15 protein-coding genes are annotated in these 17,960 nt (G+C 68.5%); 8 read left to right on the top strand and 7 right to left on the bottom strand.

Annotated features, from left to right (window positions below):
* Positions 1–13 precede the first annotated feature (13 nt).
* The 6 genes from O9344_RS15120 to O9344_RS15095 form a co-directional block, all read right to left on the bottom strand.
* Complete coding sequence (locus O9344_RS15120; RefSeq protein WP_298479030.1) at positions 14–1,546, bottom strand: ABC transporter substrate-binding protein; 1,533 nt, start codon at positions 1,544–1,546, stop codon at positions 14–16.
* Positions 1,547–1,608: 62 nt separating this feature from the next.
* Complete coding sequence (locus tag O9344_RS15115) at positions 1,609–2,325, bottom strand: DUF1028 domain-containing protein (protein WP_298479028.1); 717 nt, start codon at positions 2,323–2,325, stop codon at positions 1,609–1,611.
* Between the two features lie 25 nt (positions 2,326–2,350).
* The gene (locus O9344_RS15110; RefSeq protein WP_298479026.1) at positions 2,351–4,147 is read right to left on the bottom strand and encodes a gamma-glutamyltransferase family protein; all 1,797 of its coding nucleotides are present in this window, start codon (positions 4,145–4,147) and stop codon (positions 2,351–2,353) included.
* Between the two features lie 125 nt (positions 4,148–4,272).
* Entirely contained in the window at positions 4,273–5,046 is a 774-nt protein-coding gene (locus tag O9344_RS15105) for a short-chain dehydrogenase/reductase (RefSeq protein WP_298479024.1), read from the bottom strand.
* Positions 5,047–5,057: 11 nt separating this feature from the next.
* The gene (locus O9344_RS15100) at positions 5,058–5,858 is read right to left on the bottom strand and encodes an enoyl-CoA hydratase (protein ID WP_298479022.1); all 801 of its coding nucleotides are present in this window, start codon (positions 5,856–5,858) and stop codon (positions 5,058–5,060) included.
* Between the two features lie 34 nt (positions 5,859–5,892).
* Positions 5,893–7,086, bottom strand: a complete 1,194-nt coding sequence (locus O9344_RS15095; RefSeq protein WP_298479019.1) for a CaiB/BaiF CoA-transferase family protein — start codon at positions 7,084–7,086, stop codon at positions 5,893–5,895.
* Between the two features lie 164 nt (positions 7,087–7,250).
* Here O9344_RS15095 and O9344_RS15090 point away from each other — a divergent pair, with 164 nt between their 5' ends.
* The 3 genes from O9344_RS15090 to O9344_RS15080 all read left to right on the top strand — a co-directional run bounded on the left by O9344_RS15090 (position 7,251) and on the right by O9344_RS15080 (position 9,735).
* Positions 7,251–7,556 (top strand): hypothetical protein, encoded by a 306-nt coding sequence (locus tag O9344_RS15090; RefSeq protein ID WP_298479017.1) that lies wholly within the window; start codon positions 7,251–7,253, stop codon positions 7,554–7,556.
* 9 nt (positions 7,557–7,565) lie between these two features.
* Positions 7,566–8,150 (top strand): NAD(P)H-dependent oxidoreductase, encoded by a 585-nt coding sequence (locus tag O9344_RS15085; protein ID WP_298479014.1) that lies wholly within the window; start codon positions 7,566–7,568, stop codon positions 8,148–8,150.
* A 139-nt stretch (positions 8,151–8,289) separates the two neighbouring features.
* Positions 8,290–9,735, top strand: coding sequence for an aldehyde dehydrogenase family protein (locus O9344_RS15080; RefSeq protein WP_298479011.1), 1,446 nt, complete (start codon positions 8,290–8,292; stop codon positions 9,733–9,735).
* A 39-nt stretch (positions 9,736–9,774) separates the two neighbouring features.
* Here O9344_RS15080 and O9344_RS15075 read toward each other — a convergent pair whose 3' ends face one another.
* Positions 9,775–10,527 (bottom strand): SDR family oxidoreductase, encoded by a 753-nt coding sequence (locus O9344_RS15075; RefSeq protein ID WP_298479008.1) that lies wholly within the window; start codon positions 10,525–10,527, stop codon positions 9,775–9,777.
* Between the two features lie 252 nt (positions 10,528–10,779).
* Between O9344_RS15075 and pimC the strand changes: the two genes are divergently transcribed.
* From pimC to O9344_RS15050, 5 genes are all read left to right on the top strand, one after another.
* A complete protein-coding gene (gene pimC, locus O9344_RS15070; protein WP_298479005.1) occupies positions 10,780–11,976 on the top strand; it encodes a pimeloyl-CoA dehydrogenase large subunit in 1,197 nt (398 codons plus the stop codon).
* Positions 11,977–12,252: 276 nt separating this feature from the next.
* Positions 12,253–13,404: an acyl-CoA dehydrogenase family protein gene (locus O9344_RS15065; protein ID WP_298479002.1), complete on the top strand. Its 1,152-nt coding sequence runs from the start codon at positions 12,253–12,255 to the stop codon at positions 13,402–13,404.
* A gap of 135 nt (positions 13,405–13,539) precedes the next feature.
* Positions 13,540–13,809 carry a hypothetical protein gene (locus O9344_RS15060; protein ID WP_298478999.1) on the top strand — a complete coding sequence of 90 codons (270 nt, stop codon included), beginning with the start codon at positions 13,540–13,542 and terminating at the stop codon, positions 13,807–13,809.
* A gap of 221 nt (positions 13,810–14,030) precedes the next feature.
* Positions 14,031–15,878 (top strand): ABC transporter ATP-binding protein, encoded by a 1,848-nt coding sequence (locus O9344_RS15055; protein WP_298478996.1) that lies wholly within the window; start codon positions 14,031–14,033, stop codon positions 15,876–15,878.
* Positions 15,879–16,139: 261 nt separating this feature from the next.
* The gene (locus tag O9344_RS15050; RefSeq protein WP_298478993.1) at positions 16,140–17,930 is read left to right on the top strand and encodes a peptide ABC transporter substrate-binding protein; all 1,791 of its coding nucleotides are present in this window, start codon (positions 16,140–16,142) and stop codon (positions 17,928–17,930) included.
* The last annotated feature ends 30 nt before the right edge of the window (positions 17,931–17,960 follow it).

Raw genomic sequence — 17,960 nt, 5'->3', positions numbered from 1 at the left:
GGTCGCTACAGGATCAGTTGCCGCGGAAGCGCAGGCCGACGACGCGGACAAGGCCATCCGGCAGGGCCTTGAAGCCCTCCAGGCGGACCGAGTGCACGATGACGACCGGGCGGTGGTACAGGTAAACGATGCCGCCCTCGGCCAGCAGGATGTCGCTGAGCTTCTCGTAGATGGCCTTGCGCTCGGCCTGGCTCGTCTTGGTCCGCGCCTCGTTGAGCAGGGCATCGGCGGCCTGGCTGCAATAGCCGGAATAATTCAGCGGCTGGTTGCAGGCGTGGAACGAGTAGGAGTTGCCGTCCGGATCCGTGCGGCCCGACCAGTTCAGCATATAGGCCTGGTAGCGGCCCTGCTCGGCCTCCTGGAGGGAGGTCGCGAATTCGGTGACGCGGATCTTCAGGTCGAAGCCGGCTTCCGCCGTCATGGCCTGCAGCACCTCGGCGACCTGACGGACCTCAGGGTTGTTCGGCACCATGAAGTCGATGGCGAGCGGCCCGCGCACGCCGGCCGCCTGCATCAGCTGGCGGGCCTTGGCGACGTCACGCTGCGGCACGGGATGGCGCGACTGGAAGTAGGGGTTCTCGGGGTTCACCCACTGGTTGCCCGGCATGGCCGAGCCGTTGAAGACCACCTGATTGAGCGCCTGCCGATCGATGGCGAGCGAGAAGGCCTGGATGATCCGGGGGTCCCGGCCAAAGGCCTGCCGGCCGGCATCGGACTTGGCGATGTTGAGGGTGATGCCCTGATAGCCGAGGTCCACGCCGACCGCCATGCGCAGCTGCGCATTGGTGCGGATCTGCGGGATGTCGGTGGCGAGCGCGCGCTCGATCAGGTCAAGCTGGCCGGAGCGCAGGTTGGCGAGGCGCACGGTGGCATCGGTGATCGGCCGATACTCGATCCGCTGGATGGTGACCTTGTCCTTGTCCCAGTAGTCGGCGAAGCGCTCGACGATGATGCGGTCCTGCTGGACGCGCTCGACAAAGCGGTAAGGGCCCGCGCAAACCGGGGCCGAGCCGAAGCGCTCGCCGGCCTCACGCGCCGCCTTGGGGCTGACCATCATGCCGGCCCGGTCGGTGAGCTGGGCGAGGAGCGGCGAGAAAGGCTGCTTGAGGGTCAGCTTCACCGTCAGCGGATCGACGACCTCGACCTTGTCGATGGCGGAGATCTCGGGGCGGCGGAAGGAGCCCTGCATGGTCAGGTGGCGGTCGAGGCTGAACTTCACCGCCTCGGCGTCCATGGGCTCGCCGTCGTGGAACTTGACGCCGGGGCGCAGCTTGATGGTGACCGTCAGGCCGTCGGCCGAGGTCTCGTGCGACAGGGCGAGCTGCGGCACGATGTTCAGCTTGTCGTCGATGTCGAAGAGCTTGTCGCAGATCGACGCGAAGACGATGCGGCCGACATAGGTGCGCCCGCGCGAGGGGTCGAGCACGTCCGGGTCCTCGGCCAGGCCGATGCGCAGAACGGATTGCTGGGCATGGGAGGCGGGCGCTGCGGCGGTCAGGGCACCGGCCGCGAGGAGGGCGGCGGTCAGGAGTTTCAACTTGGTCATCCGTGTCGTCCTCTGGTGATGTCGGCGCCTGGGGCGCTTCTGGTGGTTGGGGGTGAAGGGGATCAGCCGCCGGCCTCTCGGGCCACGGCGGCCTCGATGGCGGCGTTGATCACGTCGCGGTCGAAAGTGCCGCTCGGGTCCTCCGCCGTGGCGAAGAAGCGGGCGAAATGGACGAAGCGCTCGCGCGAGACCTTTTCCAGCCGCTCGAGCTCGGCGAGCGGATCGGCATGGTCGTCGACGCGCAGCGACAGGGCCGGGTATTCCTGGCCCTCGTGGATGAGGATGGCGGCGGATTGCTTGCCGCGCTTGTCGCCGCCGGCCGCCTCGCCGGCCTTGAGCGCCGCGATGAGCCGGCAGGCGAAGGGGGTTCCGGCCCCGTCGCGGAAGGCGCGGGCGGTCTCGGCGATGACCTCCGGGCCCGCCAGCATGTTGCCGGCGACCGAGAAGCCGTCGTGGATGGCATGCCCGCACCAGTCGACGCAGGCCCCGCCCGTATGGGCGGCAAAGCGCCCGGCGCGATCCATGACATGGAGCTGGCGATGGTCTGCCCCGGCATCGGCGGCGATCAGGAACCGCAGGACCTCGTCGGCCGGCACGCCCTCGCGCAGGAGGCGCAGGCCGCGCGGGCCATAGGTCGGGTTGAGCAGCGCCTGGGTGGCGACGGCGCCGCCCGCCGGGTCGATATGCGGCAGCAGCGCGCCGACGGCGAAGAACCGCGTCGCCACGGCGATGCCGATGGCCCCCGTGGCCTCGTCCCGGGCGATGAGCGACCAGGTCATGCCGACACCTTTGCGCGCGCGTCGCTCATCGGCCCACCGCGTAGCCCTGCATGCCCCTGGGATTGGCGCCGGCCTTGAGGCGCAGGCCATCCTTGCGGGCGCCGGTGAGGCGGCCCTCCGACCAGGCGCCGCCGACCTCGACCTCGTGGCCGCGACGGCGCAGCTCGTCGATGGTCGCCTGCGGAAAGCGGCTCTCCACCACGATGACGCCCGGGCGCGAGGTGCGCGGCCAGAACGAGCCGGGGAAATGCTCGGTGTGCCAGGCGGGCGCATCGATGGCCTCTTGGATGTTCATGCCGGCATGGACGTGGCGAAGGAACATCTGCGGGATCCACTGGTCCTGCTGGTCGCCGCCGGGCGACCCCCAGGCGAGATAGGGCGCTCCATCGCGGAAGGCGATGGTCGGGGTGAGCGTCGAGCGCGGACGCTTGCCGGGGACGAGGGCGGCCGGGTGGGTCTCGTCAAGCCAGAACATCTGGGCTCGCGAGCCGAGGCAGAAGCCGAGCTCGGGGATGACCGGCGAGGATTGCAGCCAGCCGCCCGAGGGGGTCGAGGAGACCATGTTGCCCCAGCGGTCGATGATGTCGAAATGGACTGTGTCGCCGCGGGTGACGCCGTTCGGATCGGTGTCGATATCGCCGACGGTCGGCTCGCCGGCGCCCGTCGCGCCGACCGCCACGCGCTTGCCGGAGGCGACGCGGGCATCGACCTTGCCGCCTGCGCCGGCAATGGTCCCAGGGCGCAGCTCCAGCGAGGCGGTGTCGCCGATCAGCTTGCGGCGCTCGGCATTGTAGGCCTCGGAGAGCAGCGTCTCGATGGGCACGTCGACGAAGGCCGGATCGCCATAGAAGGCCTCGCGGTCGGCGAAGGCGAGCTTGGCGGCCTCGGTGACGAGGTGGACGAAGTCGGGGCCGGCCACGTCGATGCCATCGAGATCGAAGCCCTTGAGGAGGGCGAGCTGCTGCAGGCAGGCGAGGCCCTGGCTCCAGGTGCTCGGCTTGAAGACGCGGTAGCGGCCGTAATCGTAGTGGATGGGCGCCTCGACACTGGCCTCCCACGTCGCCATGTCCTGGCCGGTGAGGACGCCGCGATTGTGCTGGCCGGTGACGTCGAAGACGGCCTCGGTGCGGCAGTAGCGGTCGATGGCCTCGGCGACGAAGCCCTGGGACCAGGCCTTGCGGGCGCGCTCGATCTCCTGCTCGCGCGTGCCGCCCTCGCATTCCCGGAGGATGCGCTCATAGGTCTCGGCGAGCTTGACGTTGGTGAAGAGGTCGCCGGGCTTTGGCACGGCGCCGCCCGGCAGATAGACGGCGGCCGAGGAGGCCCAGTGCTCGCGGAATAGGCTCTCCACGGTCTTGATCGTGTCGGTGATGCGCTCGACCAGCGGATAGCCATGGCGGGCATAGCCGATGGCGGCCTCCAGCACGTCGCGCGGGCGCATCGTGCCGTAGTCGCGCAGCATCAGCATCCAGGTGTCGAAGGCGCCGGGAATGCAGGTGGCGAGGAGTCCGGTGCCGGGCACGAGGTCGAGGCCAAGCGAGTGGTAATGGTCGATGGTGGCGCCGGCGGGGGCAGGGCCCTGGCCGCAGATGACCTCCACCTCGCCCTTCCTGACGTCATAGAGGATTACCGGCACGTCGCCGCCGGGGCCGTTCAGGTGCGGCTCGACCACCTGGAGGGTGAAGGCTGCCGCACAGCCGGCATCGAAAGCGTTGCCGCCGCGCTCCAGGATGCCCATGGCGACGGCCGAGGCGATCCAGTGCGTCGTGGCGACGACGCCGAACGTGCCGTCGATCTCCGGCCGGGTGGTGAAACGAGCCATGCTGGGGTCTTCCTTCCAGGCCCTTGCCGCGCGCGGCGAAGGGGTGCCTCCGGAGAGGCTTGTATCATAAGCAAGACATGAGCCAAGTCGGCAAGGGTGAGCGAGGCGCCTTGTCGCGCCTCGGCTCAGCCCTTGAAGGCGAGGCCGCCGTCGATGTCGAGGGTCGCGCCCGAGACGTATCCGCAGGCGGGAGAGGCGAGAAATGCCGCCGCGTTGGCGATTTCCTTCGGGTCGATGAGGCGGCCGAGCGGCAGGTCGGTCAGCATCTCTTCCCAGCGGCTCTCGTCGCCGAAGGCATCGAGTGCCCGTTTCTTGGACAGCGAGATGATGCGGTCGGTGCGCGTGCCGGCGGGGTTGATGCCGAAGATGCGCACGCCCCATTCCTGCGACTTGCCACCGGCGGCACCGGTGAAGGCCATGAGTGCGGCATTGCCGGCGCCGCCGCAGACATAGCTGTAGCGCGGCAGGCGGCCGGCCATGCCGATTATGTTGACGATGACGCCACCACCCCGTTCCTTCATGCCGCCGAGGGCAAGCTTGGTGAGGTGGATGTAGCCCATCACCTTGAGCGCCCAGGCCTCCTCCCAGGTCTCCATGGAGATGTCGAGGAGGCCGCCTGCGGGGATGGCGCCGGCATTGTTGATGAGGATGTTGGCGTCGGTGTGGTTCGCCCAGAGCGCCTCGCGGTCGGCGGGGCGAGAGAGGTCGGCCGTGGTGATCTCGACCGGCCCCTGGTGGCGGGCCTGGATCTCCGCCGCAGCCGCTTTCAGCCGCGCCGCATCGCGCGCCACCATGACCACATGGGCGCCCTCGGCGGCGAAGACCTCAGCGCAGGCGCGCCCGATCCCCTTCGAGGCGCCCGTGACGATGACCTTCTTGCCCGCGAGGCCGAGATCCATGACCTTTCTCCTCATTCGCCCTTGAAGTCGGGCAGGCGCTTTTCGAGGAAGGCCTTCTGGCCCTCCTTGTAGTCGGCGGAGGCGAAGCAGCGGGCGACGAGCGCGTCGACGGCGTCGGCATCCTGTTCGGCCTCGGGCTTCGACAGTTCGACCAGCGAGCGCTTGATGGCGGCGAGCGTCAGCGGCGCATTGGCGGCGACCGTGTCGAGATAGGCCTTCACCTCGGCATCGAAGCTCTCGCGCGGCCAGGCGCGGTGGACCACACGGGCGCGCTCGGCATCGGTGGAATCGAGGATGCGGGCGGAGATGAGGATGTCGGCCACAGCCGCGACGCCGAGCTTCTTCACCATCATCTTCACGCTGGAGAAGCCGTAGCCGAGGCCCAGGCGTGCCGCCGGCACGCGGAATCGCGAATCCGCCGTGGCGAAGCGCAGGTCGCAGGTGAGCGCCAGGGCGCAGCCGCCGCCGAAGCAGATGCCGCGGATGACGGCGATGGTGGGCTTCGCCGCATCGTGGATCGCCGCCATGCCGTCCGCCACCGCGATGTCATAGGCCCGCACGGCCTCCTCGCCGGTGCGCTTCTCGCCAAACTGCGAGATGTCGGCGCCGGCGCAGAAGGCCTTGTCGCCCGCACCGGTGACGACGATCACGCGGACCGAACGGTCCTCCTCGGCGCGCTTCACCAGGCCCGGCACGCTCGACCACATGTCGAAGGTCATGGCGTTCATCTTCGCCGGCTGGTTGATGGTCAGCGTCGCGACGCCATTGGCGACGGCATAGCGGACGGAGGGGGTGTGGGCGGTTTCGGTCACGGATGAGTCCTTCGGTCTCGAAAAGGGCGTGGGGTCAGACGACGCGTGCGGCGCGCAGGCCGGCGATCTCGTCGGGTGAGAAGCCGGCCTCGGCCAGCACCTCGTCGGTATGTTCGCCGGGCTCGGCGACGGGCGTCTCGATGGACCAGGGCGTGCGCGACATGACCAGCGGCTGGGCGATGAGGCGGATGTCGCCGCGGGCATGGTGATGGATCGGCACGGCCATGCCGAGATGCTCGACCTGCGGATCGGCGAAGACCTCGTCCATCGTGTAGATCGGCCCTGCCGGGACGCGCTCGCTCTCCAGCAGGTCCAGCCAATGGGCCGTGGACTGGGTCCGGAACAGGTCGCCGAGCAGGCCCATCAGGGCCGGGCGGTTCGTGAAGCGCAGCTTGGCGTCGGCATAGTCGGGATGGTCGGCGAGGTCGTCGCGGCCGATGGCCTTGCAGAAGCTCTTCCACTGGCCCTCGCCGCCGACGCCGACATTGATGTAGCCGTCGGCGGTGGGCAGGACGCCCATGGGCGTGGAATGGGGGTGGTCGTTGCCGTTCTGCGGCGGCACCTTGCCCTCGACCGTGTAGACGGCTGCCTGGAAGTCGCACATGGCGATCATGGCCTGGAGCAGCGAGGTCTGCACCCACTGGCCCTCGCCGGACTTCTCACGCTCTGCCAGCGCCACGAGGATGCCGGTGGCGGCATAGACCCCGGCGGCTGAGTCGGCGACGGCGATGCCGGCGCGCATCGGCCCCTCGCCGGGATGTCCGGTGATGGCCATGAGGCCACCCATCCCCTGCGCGATCTGGTCGAAGCCGGCACGGGTGCGGTAGGGGCCGGTCTGGCCGAAGCCGGAGACCGAGGCGAGGATGATGCGCGGGTTCACAGACCTGAGGGCCTCGTAGCCGATGCCGAGGCGGTCCTTCACGTCCGGCCGGTAGTTCTCGACGACCACGTCGGCGGTCTCGACCAGCTTGAGGAACACCGCGCGGCCCTCGGGCGTCTTGAGGTTGAGGGCCAGCGACCGCTTGTTGCGATGCAGGTTCTGCATGTCGAAGCCGTGGCGGTCGCCCGACATGTTCTCGTTCGGATCGACGCCGGGCGGGGCCTCGATCTTGATGACGTCGGCGCCGAAATCGGCGAGCACGCGGCAGCATGTTGGCCCTGCGCGCACGCGCGTGAGATCGAGGACGCGGATGTGGTCGAGCGCTGTCGAGGGGCGCGGTCTGGGCATGTCCTGTCCGGGGCCGGGTGCAGAAGGGTCCGCAGACTAGGGCGGTTCCGCCGCCGACGGAAAGGGGACAGCCGGCATGACAGGCCGTCGGCCAGTTGATCCAGCGCAGCGACCGGCAGGTCGGAAACGTTCATTCTCGCTACATGGTCACACAGGAGGTTCCCATGCTCGCACGGACTCCCTCGCCCGCATCCGCTCCCGGCCCCGCCGATCTCGCGGCCTATGCCGCCGCCCTGCCGGCGGTCGCGACGGCCGTTGGCGCCGAACTGCGCGATTTTGCCGCCGAGCGGCTGAAGGCCCAGGGCGAGCGCATCCGCGCCTGGTCCTCGATCCGCTCGCCGCTCGACTTCATCGACATCGAGCTGCGCTTCGCCGCCGAGACCCTCGGCGCCTATGCCGACGAGGCGATGCACCTGCAGGACGTCGCCCGCACCGCCGCCGAGGTCGCCGCCCCGCCATCGCGCGGGTGAGGGCCGGCCATGGGACGGCGTATCGCCATCATCCAGGGGCATCCGGACCCTGCGCCGGAGCGTCTGTGCCGCCGGTTGGGTGCGGCCTATGCGGCCGGCGCGGCGGAGGCGGGCCATGAGGTCCGCGTCATCGAGGTCGCGACGCTGCACCTGCCGCTGCTCGCCACCAAGACCGATTTCGAGACCGGTACCGCCCCGGATGCGGCCCGCGCCGCGCAGGAGACGCTGGCCTGGGCCGAGCACTGGCTCATCCTCTATCCGCTCTGGCTCGGCTCCATGCCCGCCCTTCTCAAGGGCTTCTTCGAGCAGGTCGGCCGCCCCGGCTTCGCGTTCCGCTACCGCGACAAGGGATTTCCCGAGAAGCTGATGGCTGGCCGCAGCGCCCATGTCGTCGTCACCATGGGCATGCCCGGCTTCGTCTATCGCTGGTTCTACGGGGCCCACAGCCTGAAGGCCCTCAAGCGCAACATCCTCGGCTTCATTGGCGTCGGACCCATCCGCGACACGGTCATCGGCGGAGTCGACGGGCTTGGAACCGAGGGCGTGGCGAGGCTTGAGACCCGTTTCCGCACGCTGGGTGCGTCAGGGGCCTGAAGCGCCTGCAAAGCCCGCCCTCCCGTTATGCGACGGGGCGGCTGGTCGGCACGCGGCGAGTGTGGTTCTGTGCCGCCCCCGAACGGACGGGCGGCCCGCGCCGCACCATCCGCCATGCCGATCCGAGGAGGCCCCGCCCATGACCACCGTCTTCCGCAACTTCATCGCCGGCGAGTTCGTCTCCCCCGCCAAGGCGGCGCCGAACCTCAACCCGTCCAACACCACCGAGGTGGTCGGCGAGTACGCCCAGGGCACGGTCGAGGACCTGAACGCCGCCGTCGCCGCCGCCAAGGAAGCCTTCCCGGCCTGGAGCCGCTCGAACCCTCAGCTGCGCTACGATGTGCTGATGAAGGCCTCGAACGAGGTCATGGCGCGCAAGGAAGAGCTCGGCGCGCTGCTCTCCCGCGAGGAGGGCAAGACCCTGCCCGAGGGCATCGGCGAGGTCGCCCGCGCCGGCCAGATCCTGTCCTTCTTCGCCGCGGAGGCTCTGCGGCTCAACGGCGAGCTGGTGAATTCGATTCGCCCGGGCGTCGGCATCGAGATCACCCGCGAGGCGGTGGGCGTCATCGGCATGATCACGCCGTGGAACTTCCCCATCGCCATTCCCTGCTGGAAAATCGCCCCGGCGCTCGCCTACGGCAACACCGTCGTCATCAAGCCGGCCGACCTCGTGCCGGGCTCGACCTGGGCGCTGGTCGACATCCTCAACCGCGCCGGCCTGCCGAAGGGCGTGCTCAACCTCGTCATGGGCCGCGGCTCGGTGGTCGGTCAGGCCATGCTGGAGCATCCGGACGTCCACGCCATCTCCTTCACCGGCTCGGTCTCGACCGGCCGGCGCATCGCCGCGGCCTGCGTCGCTGCCAACCCGATGAAGAAGGTCCAGTTGGAGATGGGTGGCAAGAACCCGCTCGTGGTGCTGGATGACGCCGACCTTGCGGTGGCGGTGGAATGCGCCGCCAACGGCGCCTTCTTCTCCACCGGCCAGCGCTGCACCGCCTCCTCGCGCCTCATCGTCACCGATGGCATCCACGACAAGTTCGTCGATGCGCTGACCGAGCGGCTGAAGGGCCTCGTCGTCGACGATGCGCTGAAGTCCGGCACCCATATCGGCCCGGTCGTTGACCAGAGCCAGCTCGACCAGGACGAGAAGTACATCGCCATCGGCCGCGACGAGGGCGCCAAGCTCCACTGGGGCGGCGAGCGGCTGAACCGCGACAATCCCGGCTTCTTCCTGCAGCCGGCTCTGTTCACCGGCGTCGCCAACACCATGCGCATCGCCCGCGAGGAGATTTTCGGGCCGGTCGCGGCGGTGATCCGCGCCAAGGGCTATGACGAGGCGCTGGCGATCGCCAACGACACCGAGTTCGGTCTGTCGGCGGGCATCTGCACGACCTCGCTGAAGTACTCCTCGCACTTCAAGCGCAATGCCGAGGCCGGCATGGTGATGGTCAACCTGCCGACGGCTGGCGTCGACTATCACGTGCCGTTCGGCGGCCGGAAGGGCTCGAGCTATGGTCCGCGCGAGCAGGGTGCCTATGCCCGCGAGTTCTACACCACGGTGAAGACCGCCTACACGCTGGCCTGACGGGGAGGGGGCCGCGGATCATCCGCGGCCCCGCTGACCTCAGCCCAGCAACTGCCCGCCATCCACCACCACGGTCTGGCCCGTCACCCAGCCGGCATAGGGCGAGGCGAGGAAGAGCACGACATTCGCCACTTCCTGCGGCGTGCCGAGCCGCTTGAAGGGGATCGAGCCGAGGATGCGGTTGTAGAGGGCGGGGTCCGACGTCTTGCGCTGCTCCCAGCTGCCGCCGGGAAACTCGATCGAGCCGGGGGCGACGCAATTGGCGCGGATGCCCTTGGGGGCCAGCGCCGCCGCCTGGCTGGTCGTGTACTGGATCACCGCCGCCTTCACCGCCGCATAGGCGGCCGTGCGGATGGACGGGCGGTAGCCGGAAATCGAGGCGACGTTGACGATGGAAGCACCGCTCGAGGCTTCCAGATAGGTCATGGCGGCGTGGCTCGCCCGCACCGTCGCCATGACGTCGACATTGAGACCCTTCTGCCAGCCCTCCTCGGTGTCGCCGAGGCCGAAGCCCGAGGCGTTGTTGATGAGGATGTCGATGCCGCCGAGGGCCTTGGCCGCGGCGGGCACATAGGCGGCGATCGCGTCGCCGTCGGCGAGGTCGCAGGGCGCATAATGCGCCGTGACACCATGGGCGGCGATCTCGGCGGCTGTGGCCTTCAGGGCCTCCTCGCCGCGGGCGCAGATGGACACCCCGGCCCCCGCCGCGGCGAAGCCGAGCGCGATGGAGCGGCCGATGCCGCGGCTGCCGCCGCAGACGACGACGCGCTTGCCCTTGAAGTCGAATGCCATGGTCGATCCCTCATGATCCGGCCGCTTGCCGAGGCCCGTAGCATCGCACGGGGCCGTGGCCCCCGCTCCCGCCGGGGCACCGACCCTGCCATGCGCCGCCCGTCCTTCGACGGAAGCGCTGGCCCGCAGGTTCCTGTTGCCTTCCGTCCCGGGCAGCGATTGAATGCGCCCAAGAAACATTCGCACCGGTATGTTTTCGGGCGACGAGGAAATGCTGATGCCGGGTATCGTCCCGGCGCTGAGGAGGCTCAGATGGAACTGAGGTTCACCGACGAGGAGGTCGCTTTCCGCAAGGAGGTCCAGGCCTTCATCGACGCGAAACTGCCGCGCGCGCTGCGCGAGAAGCTCGCCGCCGGTCATCACCCGACCCGCGACGACATCGTCTTCTGGCAGCGGACGCTGAACGAGAAGGGCTGGGGCGTCGCGCATTGGCCGGTCGAGTATGGCGGCACCGGCTGGGACGCGGTGAAGCAGTACATCTTCCTCGAGGAGATGATGATGGCGCCGGCCCCGCCGCCGCTCGCCTTCGGCACCTCGATGGTCGGCCCGGTCATCTACACCTTCGGCTCGGACGCGCAGAAGAAGCGCTTCCTGCCGGGCATCGCCAATCTCGACGACTGGTGGTGCCAGGGCTTCTCCGAGCCCGGCGCCGGGTCCGACCTCGCGGGTCTCAAGACCCGCGCCGAGAAGGTCGGCGACCACTGGGTCATCAACGGCCAGAAGACCTGGACCACGCTCGGCCAATATGCCGACTGGATCTTCGTCCTCGCCCGCACCGACGCGAGCGTGAAGAAGCAGGAGGGCATCTCCTTCATCCTCGTCGACATGAAGACGCCGGGCATCACCGTGAAGCCGATCCAGACGATCGACGGCGGCCATGAGGTCAACGAGGTGTTCTTCGACGACGTCAAGGTGCCGCTGGAGAACCTCGTCGGCCAGGAGAACAAGGGCTGGGACTATGCCAAGTTCCTGCTCGGCAACGAGCGCACCGGCATCGCCCGCGTCGGCATCTCCAAGCAGCGCATCCGCCGCATCAAGGAGATGGCGGCGATCGAGCAGCGCGCCGGTCGTCCGCTGATCGAGGACCAGCGCTTCCGCGAGAAGATCGCCGAGGTGGAGGTCGAGCTGAAGGCGCTGGAGATCACCCAGCTGCGCGTCATCGCCGGTGAGAAAAAGCGCGAGAAGGGCAAGCCGGATCCGGCCTCCTCCGTGCTGAAGATCAAGGGCTCGGAGCTGCAGCAGGCGACGACCGAGCTGCTCATGGAGGTGATCGGCCCCCATTCGGCGCCTTACGCGCCGGAGGAGCCGGGCTCCAACGAGCCGCCGATCGGGCCGGAATGGGCCCAGACCATCGCGCCGACCTATTTCAACGTGCGCAAGGTCTCGATCTATGGCGGTTCCAACGAGATCCAGAAGAACATCATCGCCAAGGCGGTGCTGGGTCTCTGAGCTCGAGATTGCACTCCGGTAGTGCGTCCTTCGAGGCTCGCCCTAGCATCGAGCGGACGCGAGATGCGTCCGCATCTCGCCAAGGCTCGCACCTCAGGATGAGGTCGGGTGGTGCCTGGCACGACGGACGATGACAAAGGGCCTCGGCGCTGCCGCCGGGGCCAGACGCCTCCCTCCTCATCCTGAGGTGCGAGCGAAGCGAGCCTCGAAGGACGCAATTCCGAAGAGCCGCGACGCACTGCCTCCATCCCGAACCGCCATCAACAGGCTCCCGCCATGGATTTCGATCTCTCCGAAGAACAGCAGCTCCTGAAGGACTCGGTGGAGGGCTTCCTCTCCGACACCTACGGCTTCGAGGAGCGCAAGAAGATCGCCGCGCTGCCCGGCGGCTGGAGCCCCGAGGTCTGGGGCACGTTCGCCGAGCTGGGCATTCTCGGCCTGCCCTTTGCCGAGGAGGATGGCGGCTTCGGCGGCGGCGCTGTCGAGACCATGCTGGTCTTCGAGAGCTTCGGAAAGCACCTGGTGCTCGAGCCCTATCTCGCAACGGTGGTGCTCGCCGGCGGCGTGCTGAAGCGCGCCGGTTCGGCCGAGCAGAAGGCCGCCCACATCGCCGCCATCGCGGGCGGGTCCAGCACCTATGCGCTGGCCACCACCGAGCGCCATTCGCGCTACGACCTCTTCGACGTGACCACCACGGCGAAGAAGGACGGCGGCTCCTGGGTGCTCGACGGCGAGAAGGCCGTCGTCGTCCATGGTGGCACGGCCGATCATCTGGTCGTTTCGGCACGGACGGCCGGCGCCCGGCGCGACAAGGGCGGCATCGGCCTCTTCCTCGTGCCGGCGGATGCGGCGGGCCTGTCGCGCCGCTCCTCGCCGACGCAGGACGGCACCCATGCCGCCGAGGTCACCCTGTCCGGCGTGCGCGTCGATGCGGTGCATGTGCTGGGTGATCCGGAGGGCGGCCTGCCCGTGCTGGAGGCCGTGGCCGACGAGGCCATCGCGGCGCTTTGCGCCGAGGCGGTCGGGGCAATGAGCGAACTCACCGACGTCACCGTCGACTACCTCCAGCAGCGCAAGCAGTTCGGCATCAATATCGGCCAGTTCCAGGCGCTGCAGCACCGCGCCGCCGAGATGTTCGTGGCGCTGGAGCAGGCGCGCTCCATGGCCATGTTCGCGGCCATGACCGCCGCGACCGAGGATGCCCGCGAGCGCCGGGCGCTGGCCTCCGCCGCCAAGGTGCAGATCGGCCGCTCCGCCAAGTTCATCGGCCAGCAGGGCATCCAGCTGCATGGCGGCATCGGCATGACCATGGAGTACAAGGCCGGGCACTATTTCAAGCGGCTGACCATGATCGACACCCTGTTCGGCGATGCCGACCACCATATCAGCGAGGTCGCCGATTTCGGCCGGCTCGTCGCCGCGGCCTGATCTCGCTTTTCCCTCGTTTCAGCCTCCTGGGCCCGCCTGCGAAAAAAATCGCGGCGGGCCCGAACCTTTTCGGCGGTCAGCGCAACCCATGGATATCCGGGGCGACAGGAGCCCCCTTCCAGAAGGACCACCGCCATGAACCGCTTCAAGACCCTCGCTCTCGCCGCCGCCGCCGCCGCCACCCTGACGGTCGGCATCTCCTCCCAGGCCGAGGCCGGCCCCTGGCATCGCCGCCACCTCGCCTGGGGCGTCGGTGGCCTCGCCACCGGCCTCATCATCGGCGGCGCGCTCGCATCGTCCCGCGCCCATGCCGGCTACGGCTACGCCTCGGACTGCTACCTGACCCGCCGCTGGGTCGACGGCCCCTACGGTCCGGAGCGCCGCACCATCCGCGTCTGCCACTGATCCGTCCCCTTCAGTGCAGATGCCTCGGAGCCCCGGCCACACGGCCGGGGCTTTCGGCGTTCGGGGTGCTGCCGGGGCATGTCAGCAATCCGTGAGCGAAGGCCGCAAAGGGGTCGACGCCGCACCCTTGCCGCACCACATTGGAAGCTCATCACACGCGTCCGATTCTTCGTCCCGCCGGCCCGGCCGCAGGGGCAGCCGCCGTTTTTCCCAAGGTGTTCATGCTCCGCTATCTCGAAACCCGCGTCGATCCTGTCGCCGCGCCGCCCGGCGAGGGCCCGCCCCCGGGACTCATCGCCTTCTTCTGGTATTTCATTTCGCAGGCGAAATGGCTTTTCGCGGCGCTGTTCGTCGTCGGCATCGCGGCGGCGCTGGTCGAGACGGCGATTCCCTATTTCATCGGCCGGCTCGTCGCGATCCTCACGGAAACGCCGCGCGATCAGCTCTTCGACACGACCTGGCCGACCTTCGCGACCATGCTGTTCGTCGTGCTGGTGGCGCGTCCCGCCATCCTCTTCGTCCAGCGCGCCATCTCCAACCACGGTATTTCGGGGCCCCTCAACACGCTGACGCGCTGGCAGAGCCACCATCACGTCATCCGCCAGTCGCTCGGCTTTTTCCAGAACGACTTTGCCGGCCGCATCGCCAACCATGTGATGCAGGCGGGCGGCGGCGTGCGCGAGACGGCGCTCGCCACCATGCGGTCGGTGCTGCACATCCTGTTCTATGGCGTCGCCGCCACCGCCCTGATGCTGGCGCAGGACTGGCGCCTCGCCATGCCGATCCTCGTCTGGGTCGTGCTCTATGTGACGCTGCTCACCGCCATGGTGCCGAAGCTGCGCGACCGCTCGCGCGAGGCCTCCGCCAAGCGCTCGGCCGTCACCGGCAAGGTCGTGGACGGCTACACCAACATCCAGACAGTGAAGCTCTTCGCCCGCACGGCGGACGAGGATCGCTACATCCGCGACGCCATGCTGGAGATGAACACGGCGTTCCTCGCCCAGCACCGGGTGAACACCCTGTTCACGGTGCTCCTGAACCTGCTCAACGCTGCGCTCCTGGCGGCGGTCGGCACGCTTGCCGTGGTGCAGTGGCAGGCCGGCCGCGTCGAGATCGGCGCGGTCGCCATGGTGCTGCCGCTGACTATCCAGCTCATCAGCATGTCCGGCTGGGTCGCGGCGGAGATCCAGGGCATCTTCGAGAATGTCGGCGTGGTGCAGGAAAGCATGGGCTCCATCGCGCGCCCCATCACCATGCGCGACGCGCCGGAGGCGCGCCCCCTCGCGGTCACCGGCGGCGGCATCGTCTTCGACCGCGTCACCTTCGGCTATGGCCGCAAGGACCGGCCGGTGATCGACACCCTGTCGCTGTCGATCCGGCCCGGCGAGAAGGTCGGCCTTGTCGGCCGGTCCGGCGCGGGCAAGTCGACGCTGGTCAACCTCATGCTGCGCTTCCACGACGTCGAGGCCGGCGCCATCCGCATCGACGGCCAGGACGTGCGGGAGGTGACGCAGGAGAGTCTCCGGCAGGCCGTGTCGGTGGTGACGCAGGACACATCGCTGCTGCACCGCTCGATCCGCGACAACATTCTCTACGGGCGGCCCGATGCGAGCGAGGCGGAGCTGGAGGCGGCGGCGGGCCAGGCCCATGCCGACAGCTTCATCCCCGGCCTGCGCGATAGTGCCGGGCGCAGCGGCTACGAGGCCCATGTCGGCGAGCGCGGCGTCAAGCTGTCCGGCGGCCAGCGCCAGCGCATCGCCATCGCCCGCGTCATCCTCAAGGACGCGCCGATCCTGGTCCTCGACGAGGCGACGGCGGCCCTCGACAGCGAAGTGGAGGCGGCGATTCAGGAGAGCCTCGGTGACCTCATGGAGGGCAAGACCGTGCTTGCCATCGCCCATCGGCTGTCGACCCTGAAGATCATGGACCGGCTGGTCGTGATCGACGGCGGACGGATCGTCGAGGAGGGGACCCATGACGCCCTCATCGCCCGCCGCGGCCTCTATGCCCAGCTCTGGGCGCGACAGTCCGGAAGCTTCCTCGCCGACCTCACGGAGGCGGCGGAATAGGCTCGATGGGGCCGGTATCCACGTGCCGTAGCGGCATGAGACAGCGCGTCGCACCACCTGTGCCCGCCCCTTCGGCAGAATACCCGCAGCCTTTGTGCAGCTTGCCGTGATTGCGGTCAGACTGTGCCGTTGCCGTGGAGATCACGCGAATCCGCGTTGACTTCCGCAACCGAAAACGCTCCGATCCCCGCTTCGTGAGCCGACCCCTGCGAAGTCGGCCCGACAGAGTGGTTCGCCATAGGCGCGCGAGGAGTGAGGGCAATGAAGGAAAAAGAGATTCGCGGCATGGTCGCCGAGGTGAAGGAGGGCAAGCTCTCCCGCCGCGACTTCGTCAACCGGATGCTCGCCGTCGGTGTCGCCGCGCCGATGTCGTGGCACATCCTCGACTTCCACGGTGTCGCCCGCGCCCAGTCGCTGCCGCGCTACACCCCGACCAGGGCCGGCGGCGGTGGCCCGCTGAAGATCCTGCTGTGGCAGGCGCCGACCCTTCTGAACCCCCATTTCGCCATCGGCACCAAGGACCAGGAAGCCTCGCGCGTGTTCTACGAGCCGCTCGCCGGCTGGGACACCGACGGCAACCTCGTGCCGATCCTCGCCGCCGAGATTCCGAGCCGCGAGAACGGCTCCGTGTCCGCCGATGGTCTGTCCGTCACCTGGAAGCTCAAGCAGGGCGTGAAGTGGCATGACGGCAAGCCCCTGACAGCGGACGACCTGCTGTTCACCTGGCAGTATGCCGGCGACCCTGCCACGGCCGCCACGACGATCGGCACCTACCAGAACATCAAGGTCGAGAAGGTCAACGACTTCACGGTCAAGATCACCTTCGCGCAGCCGACCCCGTTCTGGGCCGACGCCTATGTCGGCGCCGCCGGCATGATCCTGCCGAAGCACATCTTCGAGCCGTTCAAGGGCGCCGCCTCGCGCGACGCGCCGGCCAACCTCAGGCCGGTCGGCACCGGCCCCTACAAGTTCGTCGACTTCAAGCCGGGCGACATGCTGCGCGGCGAGCGCAACACCGAGTACCACATCGCCAACCAGCCCTTCTTCGACACGCTCGAGGTCAAGGGCGGCGGTGACGCAGTGTCGGCGGCGCGCGCGGTCATCCAGACCGGCGAATTCGACTATGCCTGGAACATGCAGGTGGAGGACGAGATCCTCCTTCGCATGGAGCGCGGCGGTCGCGGCAAGGCGATCCCGGTCGCCAGCGGCAACATCGAATTCATCATGCTCAACGTGACCGATCCGTGGACCGAGGTCGACGGCGAGCGTTCGAGCATGAAGACCAAGCACCCGACGCTGACCGAACCGGCCGTGCGCCAGGCGCTCAACCTGCTGATCGACCGTGATTCCGTGGAGAAGTTCATCTACGGCCGCGGCGGCAGGGCGACGGCGAACTTCGTCAACGCTCCGGCGAAGTTCACCTCGCCGAACATGAAGTACGAGTTCAGCGTCGACAAGGCGAACAAGATCCTCGACGACGCCGGCTGGGTCCGCGGCTCCGACGGCATCCGCGCGAAGGACGGCAAGAAGCTGAAGTTCGTCTATCAGACGTCCATCAACGCGCCGCGCCAGAAGACCCAGGCGATCATCAAGCAGGCCGCCCAGCGCGCCGGCATCGACCTGGAGCTGAAGTCGGTGACGGCCTCGGTCTTCTTCTCCTCCGATGTCGCGAATCCGGATACCTATTCGAAGTTCTACTGCGACATCCAGATGTACACGACCACCATGCTGCAGCCGGACCCCGAGCGGTTCATGCTCCAGCTGGTCTCGTGGGAGATCGCAAACAAGGACAACAAGTGGCAGGGGCGGAACATCTCGCGCTTCGTCAGCAAGGAAGCCGATGACGCGTTCAAGGAGGCCCAGAACTCCCTGGATCCGGCCCGTCGCGCCGCGCTGTTCATCCGCATGAACGACATCTTCTGCGGTGAGAACATCCTGCTGCCCGTCCTCGCCCGCACCCGCATGGCTGCCTGCAGCAACCGGCTCACGCCCACCCTTTCGGGCTGGGACCTCGACCTGTGGCTCCTGAATGCGTGGTTCCGGCCCTCCTAAGGCCGGAACACCTCAGGTCCCGCTCAAGAG

It is taken from the genome of Phreatobacter sp. (assembly GCF_027532945.1).
Classification (GTDB): domain Bacteria; phylum Pseudomonadota; class Alphaproteobacteria; order Rhizobiales; family Phreatobacteraceae; genus Phreatobacter.
The sequence above is the reverse complement of the archived record's forward strand: the minus strand, read 5'-3'. Positions and strand labels throughout refer to the sequence as shown.

Bases quoted from the DNA above. Each gene is read 5' to 3' on its own strand.
- O9344_RS15090 (WP_298479017.1), top strand. From the start codon at position 7,251: ATGCTCGCACGGACTCCCTCGCCCGCATCCGCTCCCGGCCCCGCCGAT.
- O9344_RS15075 (WP_298479008.1), bottom strand. From the start codon at position 10,527: ATGGCATTCGACTTCAAGGGCAAGCGCGTCGTCGTCTGCGGCGGCAGC.
- O9344_RS15095 (WP_298479019.1), bottom strand. From the start codon at position 7,086: ATGCCCAGACCGCGCCCCTCGACAGCGCTCGACCACATCCGCGTCCTC.
- O9344_RS15065 (WP_298479002.1), top strand. From the start codon at position 12,253: ATGGATTTCGATCTCTCCGAAGAACAGCAGCTCCTGAAGGACTCGGTG.
- O9344_RS15105 (WP_298479024.1), bottom strand. From the start codon at position 5,046: ATGGATCTCGGCCTCGCGGGCAAGAAGGTCATCGTCACGGGCGCCTCG.
- O9344_RS15050 (WP_298478993.1), top strand. From the start codon at position 16,140: ATGAAGGAAAAAGAGATTCGCGGCATGGTCGCCGAGGTGAAGGAGGGC.
- O9344_RS15120 (WP_298479030.1), bottom strand. From the start codon at position 1,546: ATGACCAAGTTGAAACTCCTGACCGCCGCCCTCCTCGCGGCCGGTGCC.
- O9344_RS15080 (WP_298479011.1), top strand. From the start codon at position 8,290: ATGACCACCGTCTTCCGCAACTTCATCGCCGGCGAGTTCGTCTCCCCC.
- O9344_RS15110 (WP_298479026.1), bottom strand. From the start codon at position 4,147: ATGGCTCGTTTCACCACCCGGCCGGAGATCGACGGCACGTTCGGCGTC.
- O9344_RS15115 (WP_298479028.1), bottom strand. From the start codon at position 2,325: ATGACCTGGTCGCTCATCGCCCGGGACGAGGCCACGGGGGCCATCGGC.
- pimC (WP_298479005.1), top strand. From the start codon at position 10,780: ATGGAACTGAGGTTCACCGACGAGGAGGTCGCTTTCCGCAAGGAGGTC.
- O9344_RS15055 (WP_298478996.1), top strand. From the start codon at position 14,031: ATGCTCCGCTATCTCGAAACCCGCGTCGATCCTGTCGCCGCGCCGCCC.
- O9344_RS15060 (WP_298478999.1), top strand. From the start codon at position 13,540: ATGAACCGCTTCAAGACCCTCGCTCTCGCCGCCGCCGCCGCCGCCACC.
- O9344_RS15085 (WP_298479014.1), top strand. From the start codon at position 7,566: ATGGGACGGCGTATCGCCATCATCCAGGGGCATCCGGACCCTGCGCCG.